We start from the raw sequence: 16,030 nt of genomic DNA, 5'->3' as shown, positions 1-16,030 counted from the left end.
GCCGATGACTGATCAACCGGATTTGCCGGGAGGCGAAGCGCGTCACCACGGCCAGACCACTTCGGAAGTGGTCGTCGATCTTCATGAATACAAAAGAGCGAAAAATCCCCCTCCAGTCACGTTTCATCGCCGTGAGCTCGACCAAATTCTAAGGCTTTACGGCCGCATGGTCGGCGAGGGCGAATGGCGCGACTACGCGATCGACCACCTGAAGGACCGGGCGGTCTTCTCGGTATTCAAGCGCTCCGGGGAAGTCCCTCTCTACCGGATAGAGAAGAATCCGAAACTTGCCGCCAAGCAAGGGGCCTATAGCGTGCTGAACGCGCATGGCACCATATTGAAGCGGGGCCACGAGCTCGCCCAGGTGCTCAAGGTCTTCGACAAGGTACTGAAGCTCGTCGATACCTGACCAACCAACGATCTGTTTCGAAAATTGCCCCTGTACGCTTGAGTGGCCAATGGACCGGCCCGAATCAGCCCCTATAAAGCGTATCCGGATAGACGCCCTCAACGGGATCCGTCTCCATTCCCTCGCCGAGCGGCCGCTGCATGATGGCCGTGTCCAGCCAGCGGCCATGCTTGAAACCGGTTGCCTTCATCAGCCCCTGATGCTCGAACCCGAGCGCCCGGTGGAGCGCGATCGAAGAGGGATGCGCACCACCGATCACCGCCACCATCTGGCGGAAGCCGAGCGCGGTGCAGCGCCGGATCAGCTCTTCGAGGAGCGCCCTGCCGATGCCTTTGCCGCGTGCGTCCGGCGCGAGATAAATGGAATCCTCCACGAGGAACCGGTAGGCGGTCCGGGTGCGGAATGCGGAAGCATAGGCATAGCCGAGGACCCCACCCCTCTCGTCCACGGCCACGACATAGGGATAGCCGTTACCGGTGATGGTGGAGAAGCGAAGTGCCATCTCGGCCTCGGAAGGCGGCGTCACCTCGTAGGTCGCGACACCGTTCAGGACGGACTCGCGGTAGATCTCGGTGATGGCGGGAAGATCGGCGGCGACGGCGTCGCGGAGCGTGAAAGTCATGGAGTTCGTCTTTTTTTGCTTCGACTCGGCAAGGTCCTCTTTCTCGTCATCTCGTTACATGCCGAGCCGGATCGATCAAGATCGAATCGAGGCAAAAAAAAGGCGGCCGAAGCCGCCTTTTTTCGTCATCCGTCCGCACTACTCGTTCTTGTTGCCAAGGAACTGCAGCAGGAACATGAACAGGTTGATGAAGTCGAGGTAGAGCGTCAGTGCGCCCATGATGGCCTTGCGCCCGGCGACTAGCGCGTCATCGCCTTCATAATACATTTCCTTGAGCTTCTGCGTGTCGTAGGCGGTCAGGCCGGCGAAGATGAGAACACCGATCGCCGAGATCGCGAAGCCAAGCGCCGAGGAGGCCAGGAAGATGTTGACGATCGACGCGATGATCAGGCCGAAGAGGCCCATGATCAGGAACGAGCCGAAGCCCGACAGGTCCTTCTTCGTCGTGTAGCCGTAGAGCGAAAGGGCGCCGAACGAGGCGGCCGTCACGAAGAACGTCTGCACGATGCTCTGGCCGGTGAAGACCAGGAAGATCGAGGAGAGCGACAGACCCATCAGCGCCGCGTAGACCCAGAAGGTCGTCTGGGCGGCGGAAACGCTCATGGAATTGATGCGGAAGCTCATGAAGAACACCAACGCCAGCGGCGCCAGCATCACGACCCATTTCAGGGGCGAAGCGTAGATAAGCTGGGCGAATGCCGGATTAGAGGCGGCAAGCGCATAGGTTCCGTAAGCTGCCACGCCGGTGATCGCGAGGCCGAGAGCCATCAGGTTGTAGACCTTCAGCATGTATGCGCGAAGGCCTTCGTCGATCACGGCACCCGCCTGAGCGCCGGCGGGCGACATTCGGGTTTGGTAGTTTCTCAGATCAGCCATTGTTTCCTCATATAAGCCCCGGTTGAAGTGACGGTGTCGGGCGGCGAACCTCCGTCCTTCCTGCCCAGGCGCCGCTGCGGGGCTCCAGCATGCCTGTGGACAAATATGATGTCGAACGCTGCCATGCACAAGACCCGACGCCCTCGGAATCGGCGAAAGCCCGGGGCGGAGCGATAAAACAACGGTGATTTACGGTTAATCGCGCTCGGCCCGTGCCGTCTGGACGTTCGCAGCGGTTAAGCGACGGTTAAGCAACGCGCTAACGCGCGTCGCGATTGATGCGGGCGCGGCCTCGCAAGTTACGAGAAAAGGATCGACGAAAGCTTGCGGCGGGCGGCAACCGTCGCGGGGTCCTTCGGACCCCACACCTCGAAGAACGACAAGAGCTCGCGCCGGGCGATGTCGTCTTCGAAGCTGCGGTCGCGCTTCATGATCGTCAGGAGATGGTCGGCGGCCGCCGCCCTGTCACCTTCGACATTGCGGATCTTGGCGAGCTTCAGCCTTGCTGCATGATCGTCCGGATCGACCGCGAGCTGGCGCTCGAGAGCGGCAGGATCGCCGAGCTTGCGGGCCTCCTCGATCTGGTCGAGCTTTTTCGAAACGGCGCCGATGTTCGCCTCCTTGGCGAGTGCCTCGGGCAAGCCCGAAAGCGCCTGGCGCGCCTCGGCAAGTTCACCGAGTGCGATCATGCATTCGACCATGCCCGCAATCGCAGCCGCGTTTTCCGGTTCGGCCTGCAGAACGGCGCCGTAAAGGCCGGCGGCATTCTGCGCATCGCCTGCGTCGAGCAGCGCCTTCGCATCGGCAAGCACGGCCTCGATCTCCGCCTTGCCGCCGTCGACGGCCGGGCCGGCAACGCGGTCGATGAATTGCTTGATCTGGCTTTCGGGCACTGCGCCCATGAAGCCGTCTACCGGGCGTCCGCCTACGAAGGCGATGACGGCCGGGATCGACTGGATGCCGAGCTGGCCCGCAATCGACGGGTGGTCGTCGATGTTCATTTTGACGAGCTTCACGCGGCCGGCGGCCTCCCGGACGACCTTCTCGATCACCGGGGTCAATTGCTTGCAGGGTCCGCACCAGGGTGCCCAGAAATCGACCAGCACCGGCTGCTGACGCGATGCCTCGAGCACGTCGCGGGCGAAGGTGGCGGTGGTCGTCTCCTTGATCAAGTCGCCCGGCGTCGCGGTCTTCGCCGCCGGCTCGCCTCCGAAGGAGGCCGATGCCGTCATCTGACTGCCGAAGGAACCTTGATAGGGATTGTCGCTACCGCTCATTCTTCTCTCCTTGCGGACTGCCGTCCGACTGCATGCATTCACGCCAAAGATCGTATGTCAGGCCGTCACTTTCAAGACAAGCGGCGCGTGCCCGGTCGCCTCCATGAAGCGCAGCATGTCCTTCGACGCGATCGAAGTCGTCTGGTCGTTCGATAGCGGATGGCAGTTGATCGTGTCGAACTGCATCAGCGCCTCGTCGAGAATGATCTTCACCTTGCCCTCGGTGTCGTTGATCGCGCCGAAGGCGGTGACGGCACCGGGGATCACCCCCAGATATTCCATCAGCTTTTCGGGCTTGCCGAAGGAGACCTTCCCCGCGGCGCCGATGGTCTGATGGACCGTCTTCAGGTCCACCGTCGCATTCTCCTCGACGGTCAGAAGGAAATAATTGTCCTTTTTGTCTTTCACGAACAGGTTTTTTGTGTGTCCGCCGGGGATCTCGTCGCGCAGCGCCACCGATTCGGCGACGGTAAAGACCGGCGCATGCCGCTTTGTCTTATGTTCGATCCCGAGCTCGTCGAGAAAGCGGAACAGGTCCTCCGCGGTCTTCGGCTGTGCCTTGCTCATGCGCATCCTTTCTGCCATCCAAGACTTTCGCTTGCTTTACGGGCAAGCGGCCGGTTCCGCAATCTCAAGGGCGGCGATTCCCATGCGTCGGAGCGGCATTGGGGCGGGGCGCTCACCCTTTGTCCTCATGCCAATGGGCAGGCCCGGCATTTGCAGGCTTTCGACGCGCAGCCGAAAAAATTCTTCGCATTCGCGTCATTTCCCTGTTGCATTTGAAAAATGCCTAGGCCATATAGCGCCCGTCGCCGCGACACGGGGCGCCACCCACGGTCCACCGACTACCCCGGGCCTGGGGCTGATGAGCGGGTGTAGCTCAGGGGTAGAGCACAACCTTGCCAAGGTTGGGGTCGAGGGTTCGAATCCCTTCGCCCGCTCCAGTTTTCTAAAAAATCAAAGCCTTAACGACAGCGCAGTTTCGTGCTTCTGGTCTTCCTGGAGATAAAGGCCGTTTCTGCGCGGGCGCAGCTTGGACCTCTCCGGTCCGCCGGCATCCCGCGCATACGTGGCCCGTCGGCTACGCCGACCCGTCAACTCTTCATGAAAACGTAGTCCGTCTCCTGCCGGAGCGTTTCCCCCGGCCTCAGCACTGCCTTTGGGAAACCTTCGTGGTTCACCGCATCGGGCCAGATCTGGGTCTCGAGGCAGAAGCCGGCGAAGGGGCCATAGCGGCGGCCTTCGAGGCCGGGGACCGGCACGTCGAGCTTGCTGCCGGTATAGAGCTGCACGCCGGGCTCGGTCGTCAGCACTTCGAGCGAGACCCCGGAATTGATGCTGCGCACCAGCGCCACGGAACGCTTCGGCACACGATCCGGCGACAGACAGAAATTGTGGTCATAGGCGATCTTGTCGCCTTCGAGCTGCCGCCGCATGGGCGTCATTTCCGTCAGGTCGAAGGCGGTACCTTCGACGGGGCGGATTTCGCCGGTCGGAATCAGCCGCTCGTCCGTCGGCAGATAATAGTCGGCGGCGATCATGATATCGTGGCCGAAGGCATCGGCGTCGCCGTCGAGATTGAAGTAGCTGTGCTGGCAGACATTGGCGAGCGTCGGCGCGTCGGTCACCGATTCGTAGACGACGTTCAATATGCCGCCGGGCTTCAGCGCATAGGTGCAGGTGACCGTGCAATTGCCGGGATAGCCGGCGCGGCCGTCGGGATCCGTGATCCGGAGCCAGATGCTGTCGTCGGTCCGGCCGATGATCGTCCAGTTGCGCTTGGCGATGTTGTCGCTGCCGCCGTGCAGATGCGTGACGCCGTTCTCGTTGAGTTCGAGCTGATAGGCCTTGCCGTCGAGCATGAAGCGCCCGCCGCCGATGCGATTGGCGTTGCGGCCGGGTGTCGCGCCGAAATAGGAGGAATAGGCGGGATAGTTCTCGAAATTCTCGAAGCCAAGCACCAGCGGGGCCACATGGCCTTCAAGCCGCAGCTCCTGAATGACCGAGCCCCAGGTGATCACCTTGGCCGTCAGGCCGCCGCCCCTGAGCGTCACGCGATGAACCGGCTCGCCCGAAGGCAGGTGGCCGAAGATTTCCGTGTCGGTGCTCATTCGTCTCCCCTCTCGCGGGGCCGCAGCGCGTCCCGCGTCAGAACGTCGTGGAATCGGCGGACAACCTGCGTCATTTCCCACCGCGCGGCAATCCGAAAGTCATGCTTTTCTGCCGCGCGTTGCCTTGGGTCAGGACGACCCAGAGCGCCCCATCCGGTTGCCGCAGCCTCTTCCCGCAAGCGGGGCGAAAGGCTCAGCGCTCCCCCGTGCCGATTTTCTCCAGCTCGTAAGGAGTGGTCTGGTAAATCTCGTTGATCCAGTTGCCGAAGAAGAGGTGCGCATGGCTGCGCCAGCGGTTCTGCGGCGGGAGCGTGGCATCGTTGTGCGGGAAATAGTCATGCGGCAGCTTGATCGGCACGCCGGCATCCACGTCGCGGAAATATTCGTCTGACAACGAGGTCGAATCATATTCCACGTGGTTGAACATGTAGAGCCGGTTGCCCTTCTTCTCGTGCACCAGACAGACGCCCATCTCCTTCGACTCCATCAAGATCTCGAGCGCCGGCACCCGATCGATATCGGCGCGGCGCACCTCGGTCCAGCGCGAGACGGGAACGGCGAAATCGTCGGAAAAGCCGTTCAGATAGACTGAAGAGGGCTTTAGGTTCTGGTGGCGGTAGACGCCGAAGGCCTTCTCCTTCAGCGGATATTTCGGAACGCCGTGGAAATGATAGATCGCCGCCATCGCCCCCCAGCAGACGTTCATCGTCGAATGCACGTTCGTCGCCGTCCAGTCGAAGACGCGCTTCAACTCCTCCCAATAGGTGACCTCTTCGTAGCCGAGAGTCTCGACCGGGGCGCCGGTGATGATGAAGCCGTCGAACTTGCGGCCCTTCACCTCTTCCCAGGTCTCGTAGAAGGCGAGCAGATGCTCCTCGGGCGTGTTCTTCGGCCGGTGACCGTTGATGCGGACCAGCGTCAGATCGACCTGCAGTGGCGTGGCGCCGATCAGCCGCGCCATCTGTATCTCGGTCTTGATCTTGTTCGGCATGAGGTTCAAGAGCCCGATCTGAAGCGGGCGGATATCCTGACGGATCGCCACGGTCTCGGTCATCACCCGCACACCCTCGTCGACGAGCGTTTCGAAGGCGGGCAGCGTATCGGGAATCTTGATGGGCATGGGTCCACTCGATCAAATACAAAAAAACCGGCGGCGAGATCATCGCGACCGGTCCTCGGAAATCCGTTCTCCTCGGCCCTTTAGCGATTTCTTTAACGTGGCTGCAAGCCGGCCGGCCAAATCACCACGAGAATGCTTGATAGCGCGCCGCATGCCGCGCGGTCAACGAAAAAGGATCCTTCGTCGTACGGGTCGGTATCCCGCGCCGCCCTAACCAGCTTGGGTGGCCGAATTCACCGCGCCTGCGTGAAGAAGATCTTCACCGCGAAGACGGAGAAGACGCCGGCGAAGCTGTAGTCCATCGCCCGCATCACACGCTTGTTGCGCTGCAGCCATCCCGCCAGCCAATCGGCGGCCAGCACCACCATCGTGTTCACCGGCATGCCGATGACGATGAAGAAGAAGCCGAGGAACAGGAGCTTGCCGGTGACCGCCGGATCGTTCGCGGTCACGAATTGCGGCAGGAAGGTCATGAAGAAGATCACGACCTTCGGGTTCAGGAGGTTGACCCAGAAGCCGGTCGAGACGTTGGCAAGCGGCGTTCCTTTCGCTTCTTCCACCCTGTCCACGGACAGACTGGATCCATGGCGGATCGCCTGGACCGCCAGCCAGAAGAGATAGGCGGCGCCACCGGTCTTCAAGACCGTGAAGGCGGTCGGTGACGCGGTGATAAGGGCCGAGATGCCGAAGGCGACGAGCAGCGTATGGACGACGATGCCAAGCGACGTGCCGAGCACGACGAACAGCGCCGCTCTCTTGCCCTGTGCCAGTGCCCGGCTGATCGAAAGCGTCATGTCGGGTCCGGGCGTCGCGGCCAGAAGCAGGCTCGCGGCGGCAAAAGCAAGCAGGGTCGGCAAGCTCGGGACGAAATCCATGGCTATTCCTCAGACGGCTGATCCTTGCTGATACCGAAGCTTACCCGCTTTTGCCAGCAGATTCGTCTGAATGCCGCTGGTTCCGCTTGTATCCCTTCAAGTTCTGGCTAAAGTGCCGCAGATTTTGCACGGCGGCCTCGCCCGCCCTTGAAGAGCAGACGGACAGACTCATGACATCGCACAAAGACGTGAAAAAGGTCGTTCTCGCCTATTCCGGCGGTCTCGACACCTCGATCATCCTCAAATGGCTGCAGACGGAGCTGGGCGCCGAAGTCGTGACCTTCACCGCCGACCTCGGCCAGGGCGAAGAGCTGGAGCCGGCCCGCAAGAAGGCCGAGATGCTCGGGATCAAGGAGATCTATATCGAGGACGTCCGCGAGGAATTCGTGCGTGACTTCGTCTTCCCGATGTTTCGCGCCAATGCCGTCTATGAAGGCGTCTACTTGCTCGGCACCTCGATCGCCCGTCCGCTGATCTCCAAGCACCTGATCGACATCGCCAGGAAGACGGGCGCCGACGCGATCGCCCATGGTGCGACCGGCAAGGGCAACGACCAGGTCCGCTTCGAGCTCTCGGCCTACGCGCTGAACCCGGACATCAAGATCATCGCCCCTTGGCGCGACTGGTCGTTCAAGAGCCGCACGGAACTGCTCGAATTCGCCGAGAAGCACCAGATCCCCGTCGCCAAGGATAAAAAGGGCGAGGCGCCCTTCTCCGTTGACGCCAACCTCCTGCACTCCTCGTCCGAAGGCAAGGTGCTGGAAGACCCGGCACAGGAAGCGCCGGAATATGTGCACATGCGCACGATTTCGCCGGAAGCCGCTCCCGACCAGGCGACCGTCGTCAAGATCGGCTTCGAGCGCGGCGATGCGGTCTCGATCAACGGCGTGCGCATGTCGCCGGCAACGCTGCTCGCCAAGCTCAACGAATACGGCCGCGACAACGGCATTGGCCGCATCGACCTCGTCGAAAACCGATTCGTCGGCATGAAGTCGCGCGGCGTCTACGAGACCCCCGGCGGCACGATCCTGCTTGCCGCCCACCGGGCGATCGAGAGCATCACGCTCGACCGCGGCGCCGCTCACCTCAAGGACGAGCTGATGCCGCGCTATGCGGAGCTCATTTATTACGGCTTCTGGTTCTCGCCGGAACGCGAGATGCTGCAGGCGGCGATCGACAAAAGCCAGGAGCATGTCGAAGGCGAAGTGACGCTGAAGCTCTACAAGGGCAATGTCATGGCCATCGGCCGCGAAAGCCCGAAGTCGCTCTATTCGGACAAGCTGGTCACATTCGAGGACGACCAGGGCGCCTACGACCAGAAGGATGCCGCCGGCTTCATCAAGCTCAACGCGCTGCGCCTTCGCACGCTTGCGGCGCGCAACCGCTGAGACATTACGGGGGATCTGAGAGAGCCGCGGCGGCGCGATCCGCCGCGGCTCTCTTCCTTCTGACCTATTCGGCTGCGTCGCGAAGCGGCTCCTCCGATGAGGCCGGCACCGCCAGCGGATTGCGGCGGACAGTCCTTCGATACCAGACATAGCTTGCTATGGAGACAAGGCCGAAGCCCGGGATAATCGTTCCGAGCGCCAGCGCCGGTGCGCCGACGAGTGCTGCGAGCGCGCCGCCGAGAAGCCCGGCACTCATCTGGATGAAACCCATGACCGCCGATGCAGTGCCGGCTATATGCGGGAAGGGTGCCATCGCCGCGGTCATCATATAGGGCATGACGAAGGCGATGCCGAAGGCATAGATGCCGATCGGCGCCATCACCAGGAGGAAGGTCGGCTCGAGCGTGTGCATGGTGAAGGCGAGGGCGAGGCTCGCCGCACCGATGAACGCGAGGCCGGCAGGCACGAGCGCCTGCGGCGTGAAGCGGCGCATGAGGAGCCGCACGGTTACCGTGCCGGAGAAGAACAGACCCGATTGCATGAGCATGCCGACGCCGAAGTCCGTCGGCGTCAGGCCGACTTGCCCGATCAGCACGAAGGGCAGCATTGTCGCCCATGCGTAGAGCGCGCCGACGGCTCCGGCGATCACCAAGGTAGAGGAGAGGAAGCGGCCATCCGCCAGCAGCTCGCCATAGGCCGCGAGGATGGGCCCGACACGCCCTTTGCTGCGGTCCGGCGTCACCGTTTCCATCATGAAGAACTGAACGATGAAGCAGGCCATCAGCGCGAAGCCGACCATCAGCAGGAAGATCGACTGCCAGCCGAAGAGGCCGAGCGCGATGCCGCCGAGCGTCGGCGAGACCGCCGGCCCGAGCGCCAGCATCATGCCGATCATGTTCATGATGCGCGCCGCCGTGGTGCCGGTGAACTGGTCGCGCACGATGGCGCGCGCCACCGTCATGCCGACGGAGGCGCCGATTCCCTGTACGAGCCGACCCGCGAGCAGCATCGCGATGGAAGGTGCGAAGGCCGCCATCAGGCTGCCGGCGAGATAGATCGCCATGAAGATGAGTGTCGCCCGTCGCCGGCCGATCACGTCCGAGAGCGTGCCCGAGACGAGCTGGGCGAAGGCAAAGCCGCCGAAATAGAGCGAAAGCGTCATCTTGATCGCTGCTTCGCTGGAAGCGAAGGCGTGGACGAGTTCCGGCATCGCCGGCGTGTAGAGCGCCATCGAAACTGGGCCGAGCGCAACCAGGAAGGCACCGATGATGCTCGTGCGCCGCTCGCTCATGCGCCGGGTCATTCCGCCGTCCCCTTCTCCTTGCCGGCAAGGCATGGGTCGAGCCGGCGAAGATTGTCGCGCAGGATGCGGAGGCTGCTGCGCAACAGTTCCCGTCCCTCGTCCCCCAGACCGTCGGTATAGGCCGTCATCATTTCGCGCAGGCCCGTCATCAACTCGGCGAGCAGCGGGTCGGCCTTGTCGGTGACGATGACATTCTTGGCGCGGCGGTCGGCCGGATCCGGGACGCGCGCGACGAGCCCCAGCGCTTCGAGACGATCGAGATAGGCCGAGAGCGTCATCGGTTCGATGCCCATCCGGGTGGCGATCTCAGCCTGCTTGATCCCTTCGGTCACGGCCACCTGGATCAGCGCGCGCGCCTCGCCGGGCGTGATCCCGAGCTCCATCGCGTTGACCTTGCGATCGAAGGCGCCGCGCAGCAGCCGGGAGACATCGGTGAGCAGCATCCCGATGGTATCGGATTCGAGTTTTCTCGGCATTGGATCGTTCACGGGGAAGATAATAAGGTTTTCTTATCATGTTCACCATGGCCGCGCAACGCGGCGCCGCCATCTCGCTGATTGCCGAGCTGTCAAAAAATTGATATGAGCACCGGCCATGGAATCCAAATTCGGATGTCGCGAACAGAGGATCGTCGTGCTGCAGGACCACAAGCGTCTGCCGGCGCGCTTCTTCGCGCGCGTCTCAGGGGCGCTCACCAGCCGCCCATCCTGATCGTTCGATCAGTTCGCCGGCCGCTGCCGCCGGCTCTTTCCACTATTCTGACTATTCGATGGATATATCGCCATGAGCGCACCCCGTACCCTTTACGACAAGATCTGGGACGATCATCTGGTTCACAGCCAGGACGACGGCACCTGTCTTCTCTACATCGACCGTCACCTCGTGCACGAGGTGACGAGTCCCCAGGCCTTCGAAGGCCTGCGCATGGCCGGCCGCAAGGTCCGCGCGCCGGAAAAGACGCTCGCCGTCGTCGATCACAACGTCCCAACCTCTCCCGATCGCCACCTCGGTATCAAGAACGAGGAAAGCCGTATCCAGGTCGAGGCGCTTGCCAGGAATGCCGCCGATTTTGGCGTTGAATACTATTCCGAAAACGATAAGCGCCAGGGCATCGTCCACATCGTGGGCCCGGAGCAGGGCTTCACTCTGCCGGGTATGACGATCGTCTGCGGCGATAGCCATACTTCAACGCACGGCGCCTTCGGCGCGCTCGCTCACGGCATCGGCACCTCCGAGGTCGAGCATGTTCTGGCGACGCAGACGCTGATCCAGAAGAAGGCCAAGAACATGCTGGTGCGCGTCGACGGGCAGTTGCCGCCGGGCGTCACCGCCAAGGACATCATCCTTGCCATCATCGGCGAGATCGGCACCGCCGGCGGCACCGGCCACGTCATCGAGTTCGCCGGCGAGGCGATCCGTTCGCTCTCGATGGAAGGCCGCATGACCGTCTGCAACATGACGATCGAAGGCGGCGCGCGCGCCGGCCTGATCGCGCCGGACGAGACGACCTTCGCCTATATCAAGGACCGGCCGCGGGCGCCGAAGGGCAAGGCCTGGGACATGGCGCTCGAATACTGGAAGACGCTGCACACTGACGAAGGAGCGCATTACGACCGCGTCGTCGTGCTCGACGCTGCCAACCTGCCGCCGATCGTCTCCTGGGGCTCCTCGCCGGAAGACGTCGTTTCCGTTCAGGGCGTCGTTCCGAATCCGGACGACATTCAGGATGAGACGAAGCGGACTTCGAAGTGGCGTGCGCTCGACTATATGGGCCTGAAGCCCGGTACGAAGATCACCGATATCGCCATCGACCGCGTCTTCATTGGCTCCTGCACCAATGGCCGCATCGAGGATCTGCGCGCCGTCGCCAAGGTCGTCGAGGGCCGCAAGGTCGCCCCGACCGTCTCGGCGATGATCGTGCCGGGCTCCGGCCTCGTGAAGGAACAGGCGGAGGCCGAAGGTCTCGACAAGATCTTCAAGGAAGCGGGCTTCGATTGGCGCGAGCCCGGCTGCTCGATGTGCCTGGCGATGAACGACGACCGGCTGAAGCCGGGCGAGCGCTGCGCCTCCACCTCGAACCGCAACTTCGAAGGTCGCCAGGGCTTCAAGGGGCGCACGCATCTCGTCTCGCCGGCGATGGCCGGTGCTGCGGCGATCGCCGGGCACTTCGTCGACATCCGCGAGTGGAAATAAGCCGGCTTTGAGCTTTCCGGCATCTGAGGCCGCCCTTTGAGGCGGCCTTTTTTTATGCGCGCGAGGGTGCGAGAATGAACGACCGGCAGACAGATGAGGAACGCCCCATGCCTGACGACGCAAGCCCTCCGACGCGCCGACTCCTGCTGCTCCGCCACGCCAAATCCGCTTGGCCGGACGGCGTTGCCGATCATCGCCGCCCGCTTGCCGGCCGCGGCCGGAAGGCGGCTCCGGCAATCGGCGCCTTCATGGCGCGGCAGGAGCTGATCCCCGATCTTGCCCTCGTCTCGACCGCCCGGCGTGCGCAGGAGACGTGGGAACTCGTCGCCGAAGCGCTGCCGCACAGCGTTCCCGTCCGCGACGCCGTCGCTATCTACGAGGTCTCGGCCAGGGCCATGATCGACGTGATCCGCAAGGTGGAGCCGTCGGTGGAGAAGCTCCTGCTCGTCGGGCACAATCCGGGTATGGCGGAGCTCGCGCTTCTCCTTGCCGGAGGTGGCGACGCGGAAGCGCTTGCGCGTCTCAGGGAGAAGTTCCCGACGGCCGCGCTCGCCGTCATGGATTTCACCGTCGAGAAATGGTCGGAGATCGCGCCCGGCACGGGCCGGCTCGTTCAGTTCGTGACGCCGCGCATGCTCGATGAGGATGAATCGGACTGAAGGCGGGCGGGCTGTCGACGGGCATGCATTACACCACCTTGACGATCGTTCCGCGACGCATCTGCCGGATCAGTCGCCGCATCGCCGGCAGGCTGACGGCAATGCAGCCCTCCGTCGGCTGATAGCCCGGGCGAACGACGTGGAAGAAGATCGCAGAGCCGCCGTTGCGCCGCCGGGTGGAGATGTTCCAGTCCATGACGAGGCACACGTCGTAGAGACCGTCCTCCCGCATCATCCTCTCATGGCCGGCGACAAAAGGCGCTCTGACGGGACGGTTGTATGAGGCGTGCCGCGGCGCATCACACCAGAGCATGTTCGGGCGCGTCGTCCGCAAGGGCAGGCGCGTCGGCGGCAGTGAGACGCGGTCGCGGCGCACGTAGCCGCCGATCAGTCTCATCGCAGCGCGTGGTGTGGCGCCGTCGCCTTCCCGCTTGAAGGCCGTGACGCCGCCTCGTCCGATTGCCGCCTGCTCCGTTCTGTGGTCGTATCGGACAAGCGCGCGTGTTCGGTTGCGCGGGGCGGTCCTGACGATGATCAGGGATTTTTTCGATCTTACTCCCGACGTTTTCTTGCGCATTATTCTCACAAATTTTTGCTTTGCCGTGTACTCGCGGCGATCATAAGCACGGTTGCGCAGATCACGGCCTTGAAACCGTAGCCGCGCTTGCCAACAGCGGCATTTGAGCTAGTTTTGAATCAGGAAGCAAACAGGAACTATCCCATGGCGACGCGCACCATTCTCCTTGTCGACGACGACAATGATCTGCGTGAGACGTTGATAGAGCAGCTTTCCCTCTATGAGGAGTTCGATCTCCTGCAGGAGGCGACTGCCGGCAAAGGTATCCATACCGCACGCGCCCGCCAGGTGGATCTTCTCATCATGGATGTCGGCCTGCCGGACATGGACGGTCGCGAGGCGGTGAAGCTCCTGCGCAAGGGCGGATTCAAGGCGCCGATCATCATGCTGACCGGCCACGACACCGATTCCGACACGATCCTCGGCCTCGAGGCCGGTGCCAACGACTATGTGACCAAGCCCTTCCGCTTCGCGGTGCTGCTTGCTCGCATCCGCGCCCAGCTTCGCCAGCACGAGCAGAGCGAGGATGCGACCTTCAGCGTCGGCCCCTATACTTTCAAGCCGAGCCAGAAGCTGCTTACCATGGAGAACGGCCAAAAGATTCGCCTGACCGAGAAGGAAGCGGCGATCATCCGCTATCTTTACCGCGCCGACCAGAAGGTCGTCACCCGTGACGTGCTGCTGGAGGAAGTCTGGGGCTACAATTCCGGAGTCACAACGCACACGCTCGAGACGCATGTCTACCGGCTGCGCCAGAAAATCGAACGCGACCCTTCCAATGCGGAGATTTTGGTGACAGAGAACGGCGGCTACAAGATCGTTCCCTGAGCCGCATCAAAGCGGATTCATGCGATGCGCTCTACAGCGCCGTGCGTCTTTTCAGACGCACAAAGGTCGCTGTAGCACTTTTGAATTGCTGCATGTTTCCTTAAATCGGCTCCGATTTAAGGAAACATGCAGCAGGTATTTGCTTTTGTGCATGCTCCTGCCCCAAAACCGCTGCACGTTTTGGGCCACATGCACTAACCGGAGATTGGCCGCTTGGCGCTCAATGACGACATCGCGCTCCTGTCCAACGTTTCGCTCTTTGCCGATATCGGCGAGGACAAGCTGAGATTGATCGCCTTCGGGGCCGAACGGCGCCGCGTCGCCAAGGGACACGAGCTCTTCCGCGAGGGGGCGCCGGCCGATTGCGCCTATGCGGTCGCAGCCGGCAGCTTCGCGCTCTCCAAGGCGGATGCGGAGGGCCTGCAACGACAGATCCAGACCGTCGGTCGCGGCGCGCTTTTGTCCGAACTCGCCTTGATATCGATGGTCGAGCGAAAGTTCACCGCGACAGCCGAGGAGGACAGCGAGGTGATCCGCATCAACCGTCCGCTCTTTCGCCGGATGCTGGAAGAGTATCCGGAAGTGACGGCGATGGTCGAAGCCCGCATCCGCGAGAACCTGCAGGCGATGATCCGCCGTGTCGAGGCGCTTGCCGGGCGGTTTGCGTAAGCGCAGGTATTTGCCCCTTATCCCGCTGCCGCGACCTTCTCCCCGCAAGCGGGGCGAAGGGGACTCGCGACACCATCTCGCCTCATCAATGCTTCTGGAAACAGGAGCGATCGGCAAAACTGGTCCCCACCAAACGGAGAGAGCTACTTTAGGGTGAGGGGCAATTTATGCAGACCTCAAAGCTCGAAATGCGCGATCACCGGCACGTGGTCGGATGGCCGGTCCCAGCCGCGCGCTTCCTTGAGGATCTCGACGTGAAGGAGCTTCGACGCGAGATCGGCCGAGGACCAGATATGGTCGAGCCGGCGGCCGCGGTCGGCAGCCGTCCAGTCCTTCGCCCGATAGCTCCACCAGGTATAGAGCTTTTCCGGCGGCGGCGTGTGCTGTCGCATCAGGTCGACCCAGGCGCCCCCCGTCATCACCGAGATCAGGCCCTCGGTTTCGATCGGCGTATGGCTGACGATCTTCAGGAGCTGCTTGTGCGACCAGACGTCGTCCTCGAGCGGTGCGATGTTGAGATCGCCGACGAGGATCGACGAGATGCCCGCTTCGGCCTCGGCATGCAGGAGCTTCATCTCGTCGACGAAGTCGAGCTTGTGGCCGAACTTAGGATTGATCGTCCGGTCCGGCTCGTCGCCGCCGGCCGGCACATAGAAATTGTGCAGGCGGATCGTCTTGCCGGCGGCTTCGAAGACGACGGAGAGGTGGCGTGCATCGCCGACACCGCAATAATCGCGGCGGTCCGTCAACTCGTGGAGCGGCAGGCGCGAGATGGTCGCCACGCCGTGATAGCCCTTCTGCCCGTGCATCTCGATGTATTGGTAGCCGAGCTTCCTCAGCGGTGCCGACGGAAACTGGTCGTCCGGGCACTTGGTCTCCTGCAGGCAGAGGATGTCCGGCTGCCACGTCTGCAATAAATGTTCGACCAGCGGCATGCGCAAGCGGACGGAGTTGATGTTCCATGTGGCAATGGAAAGAGGCATTCCTCATTCTCCCGGGAATTCGCCGGCGGTAGGTGTGTGACGCGTCCGGCAACGCGGAGCGTTTTTAAGCAGGTCGGGGCCGATCGACAAGCATGAAAAAGGCCGCCCGAGGCGGCCTATACTACAGCGACCTTTGCGCG

Annotated in this window: 17 protein-coding genes, 1 tRNA gene and 1 riboswitch; of the genes, 7 read left to right on the top strand and 11 right to left on the bottom strand. The window is 62.6% G+C overall.

Going from position 1 to position 16,030, the window contains the following annotated elements:
* Positions 1-4: 4 nt before the first annotated feature.
* A complete protein-coding gene (locus AYK65_RS16225) occupies positions 5-409 on the top strand; it encodes a DUF2794 domain-containing protein (RefSeq protein WP_034885537.1) in 405 nt (134 codons plus the stop codon).
* Positions 410-473: 64 nt separating this feature from the next.
* On the opposite strand, the gene AYK65_RS16220 is transcribed toward AYK65_RS16225, so the two are convergent.
* From AYK65_RS16220 to AYK65_RS16205, 4 genes are all read right to left on the bottom strand, one after another.
* Positions 474-1,031 carry a GNAT family N-acetyltransferase gene (locus AYK65_RS16220; RefSeq protein ID WP_081158993.1) on the bottom strand — a complete coding sequence of 186 codons (558 nt, stop codon included), beginning with the start codon at positions 1,029-1,031 and terminating at the stop codon, positions 474-476.
* 138 nt (positions 1,032-1,169) lie between these two features.
* A complete protein-coding gene (locus tag AYK65_RS16215) occupies positions 1,170-1,907 on the bottom strand; it encodes a Bax inhibitor-1/YccA family protein (protein ID WP_026615405.1) in 738 nt (245 codons plus the stop codon).
* Between the two features lie 299 nt (positions 1,908-2,206).
* The gene (gene trxA / locus AYK65_RS16210) at positions 2,207-3,184 is read right to left on the bottom strand and encodes a thioredoxin (protein WP_081158991.1); all 978 of its coding nucleotides are present in this window, start codon (positions 3,182-3,184) and stop codon (positions 2,207-2,209) included.
* A gap of 57 nt (positions 3,185-3,241) precedes the next feature.
* On the bottom strand, positions 3,242-3,751 hold the full coding sequence (locus AYK65_RS16205) for a prolyl-tRNA synthetase associated domain-containing protein (protein ID WP_081159087.1): 510 nt from the start codon (positions 3,749-3,751) through the stop codon (positions 3,242-3,244).
* Positions 3,752-4,053: 302 nt separating this feature from the next.
* On the opposite strand from AYK65_RS16205, the gene AYK65_RS16200 reads away from it, so the two are divergent.
* Positions 4,054-4,128 (top strand) — tRNA-Gly (locus AYK65_RS16200).
* Between the two features lie 150 nt (positions 4,129-4,278).
* Here the strand turns inward: AYK65_RS16200 and AYK65_RS16195 are convergent.
* The 3 genes from AYK65_RS16195 to AYK65_RS16185 all read right to left on the bottom strand — a co-directional run bounded on the left by AYK65_RS16195 (position 4,279) and on the right by AYK65_RS16185 (position 7,290).
* Positions 4,279-5,295 (bottom strand): aldose epimerase family protein, encoded by a 1,017-nt coding sequence (locus tag AYK65_RS16195; RefSeq protein WP_081158990.1) that lies wholly within the window; start codon positions 5,293-5,295, stop codon positions 4,279-4,281.
* Positions 5,296-5,488: 193 nt separating this feature from the next.
* A complete protein-coding gene (gene metA / locus AYK65_RS16190) occupies positions 5,489-6,415 on the bottom strand; it encodes a homoserine O-acetyltransferase MetA (RefSeq protein WP_026615409.1) in 927 nt (308 codons plus the stop codon).
* A 60-nt stretch (positions 6,416-6,475) separates the two neighbouring features.
* Positions 6,476-6,553: riboswitch (SAM riboswitch) on the bottom strand.
* A gap of 95 nt (positions 6,554-6,648) precedes the next feature.
* Entirely contained in the window at positions 6,649-7,290 is a 642-nt protein-coding gene (locus AYK65_RS16185; protein ID WP_046120557.1) for a LysE family translocator, read from the bottom strand.
* Positions 7,291-7,460: 170 nt separating this feature from the next.
* Here AYK65_RS16185 and AYK65_RS16180 point away from each other — a divergent pair, with 170 nt between their 5' ends.
* Positions 7,461-8,678 carry an argininosuccinate synthase gene (locus AYK65_RS16180; RefSeq protein ID WP_046120556.1) on the top strand — a complete coding sequence of 406 codons (1,218 nt, stop codon included), beginning with the start codon at positions 7,461-7,463 and terminating at the stop codon, positions 8,676-8,678.
* Between the two features lie 64 nt (positions 8,679-8,742).
* On the opposite strand, the gene AYK65_RS16175 is transcribed toward AYK65_RS16180, so the two are convergent.
* Positions 8,743-9,981 carry a multidrug effflux MFS transporter gene (locus tag AYK65_RS16175; protein ID WP_081158988.1) on the bottom strand — a complete coding sequence of 413 codons (1,239 nt, stop codon included), beginning with the start codon at positions 9,979-9,981 and terminating at the stop codon, positions 8,743-8,745.
* The gene (locus AYK65_RS16170; protein WP_026620124.1) at positions 9,978-10,457 is read right to left on the bottom strand and encodes a MarR family winged helix-turn-helix transcriptional regulator; all 480 of its coding nucleotides are present in this window, start codon (positions 10,455-10,457) and stop codon (positions 9,978-9,980) included. Before AYK65_RS16170 ends, AYK65_RS16175 begins: the two co-directional genes overlap by 4 nt.
* Positions 10,458-10,764: 307 nt before the next feature.
* On the opposite strand from AYK65_RS16170, the gene leuC reads away from it, so the two are divergent.
* A complete protein-coding gene (leuC, locus tag AYK65_RS16165; protein ID WP_046120554.1) occupies positions 10,765-12,174 on the top strand; it encodes a 3-isopropylmalate dehydratase large subunit in 1,410 nt (469 codons plus the stop codon).
* Positions 12,175-12,281: 107 nt separating this feature from the next.
* Positions 12,282-12,833, top strand: coding sequence for a SixA phosphatase family protein (locus AYK65_RS16160; RefSeq protein ID WP_081158987.1), 552 nt, complete (start codon positions 12,282-12,284; stop codon positions 12,831-12,833).
* 28 nt (positions 12,834-12,861) lie between these two features.
* Here AYK65_RS16160 and AYK65_RS16155 read toward each other — a convergent pair whose 3' ends face one another.
* Entirely contained in the window at positions 12,862-13,410 is a 549-nt protein-coding gene (locus AYK65_RS16155; RefSeq protein ID WP_026615416.1) for a L,D-transpeptidase family protein, read from the bottom strand.
* 144 nt (positions 13,411-13,554) lie between these two features.
* On the opposite strand from AYK65_RS16155, the gene AYK65_RS16150 reads away from it, so the two are divergent.
* Positions 13,555-14,238 (top strand): response regulator transcription factor, encoded by a 684-nt coding sequence (locus tag AYK65_RS16150; RefSeq protein ID WP_026620120.1) that lies wholly within the window; start codon positions 13,555-13,557, stop codon positions 14,236-14,238.
* A 213-nt stretch (positions 14,239-14,451) separates the two neighbouring features.
* Positions 14,452-14,907, top strand: coding sequence for a cyclic nucleotide-binding domain-containing protein (locus AYK65_RS16145; RefSeq protein WP_026615418.1), 456 nt, complete (start codon positions 14,452-14,454; stop codon positions 14,905-14,907).
* Positions 14,908-15,083: 176 nt separating this feature from the next.
* Here the strand turns inward: AYK65_RS16145 and AYK65_RS16140 are convergent, their stop codons facing one another.
* Positions 15,084-15,890 carry an exodeoxyribonuclease III gene (locus tag AYK65_RS16140; protein ID WP_026615419.1) on the bottom strand — a complete coding sequence of 269 codons (807 nt, stop codon included), beginning with the start codon at positions 15,888-15,890 and terminating at the stop codon, positions 15,084-15,086.
* Positions 15,891-16,030 lie beyond the last annotated feature (140 nt).

Origin of the sequence: Ensifer aridi (assembly GCF_002078505.1) — a bacterium.
Classification (GTDB): domain Bacteria; phylum Pseudomonadota; class Alphaproteobacteria; order Rhizobiales; family Rhizobiaceae; genus Sinorhizobium; species Sinorhizobium aridi.
The sequence above is the reverse complement of the archived record's forward strand: the minus strand, read 5'-3'. Positions and strand labels throughout refer to the sequence as shown.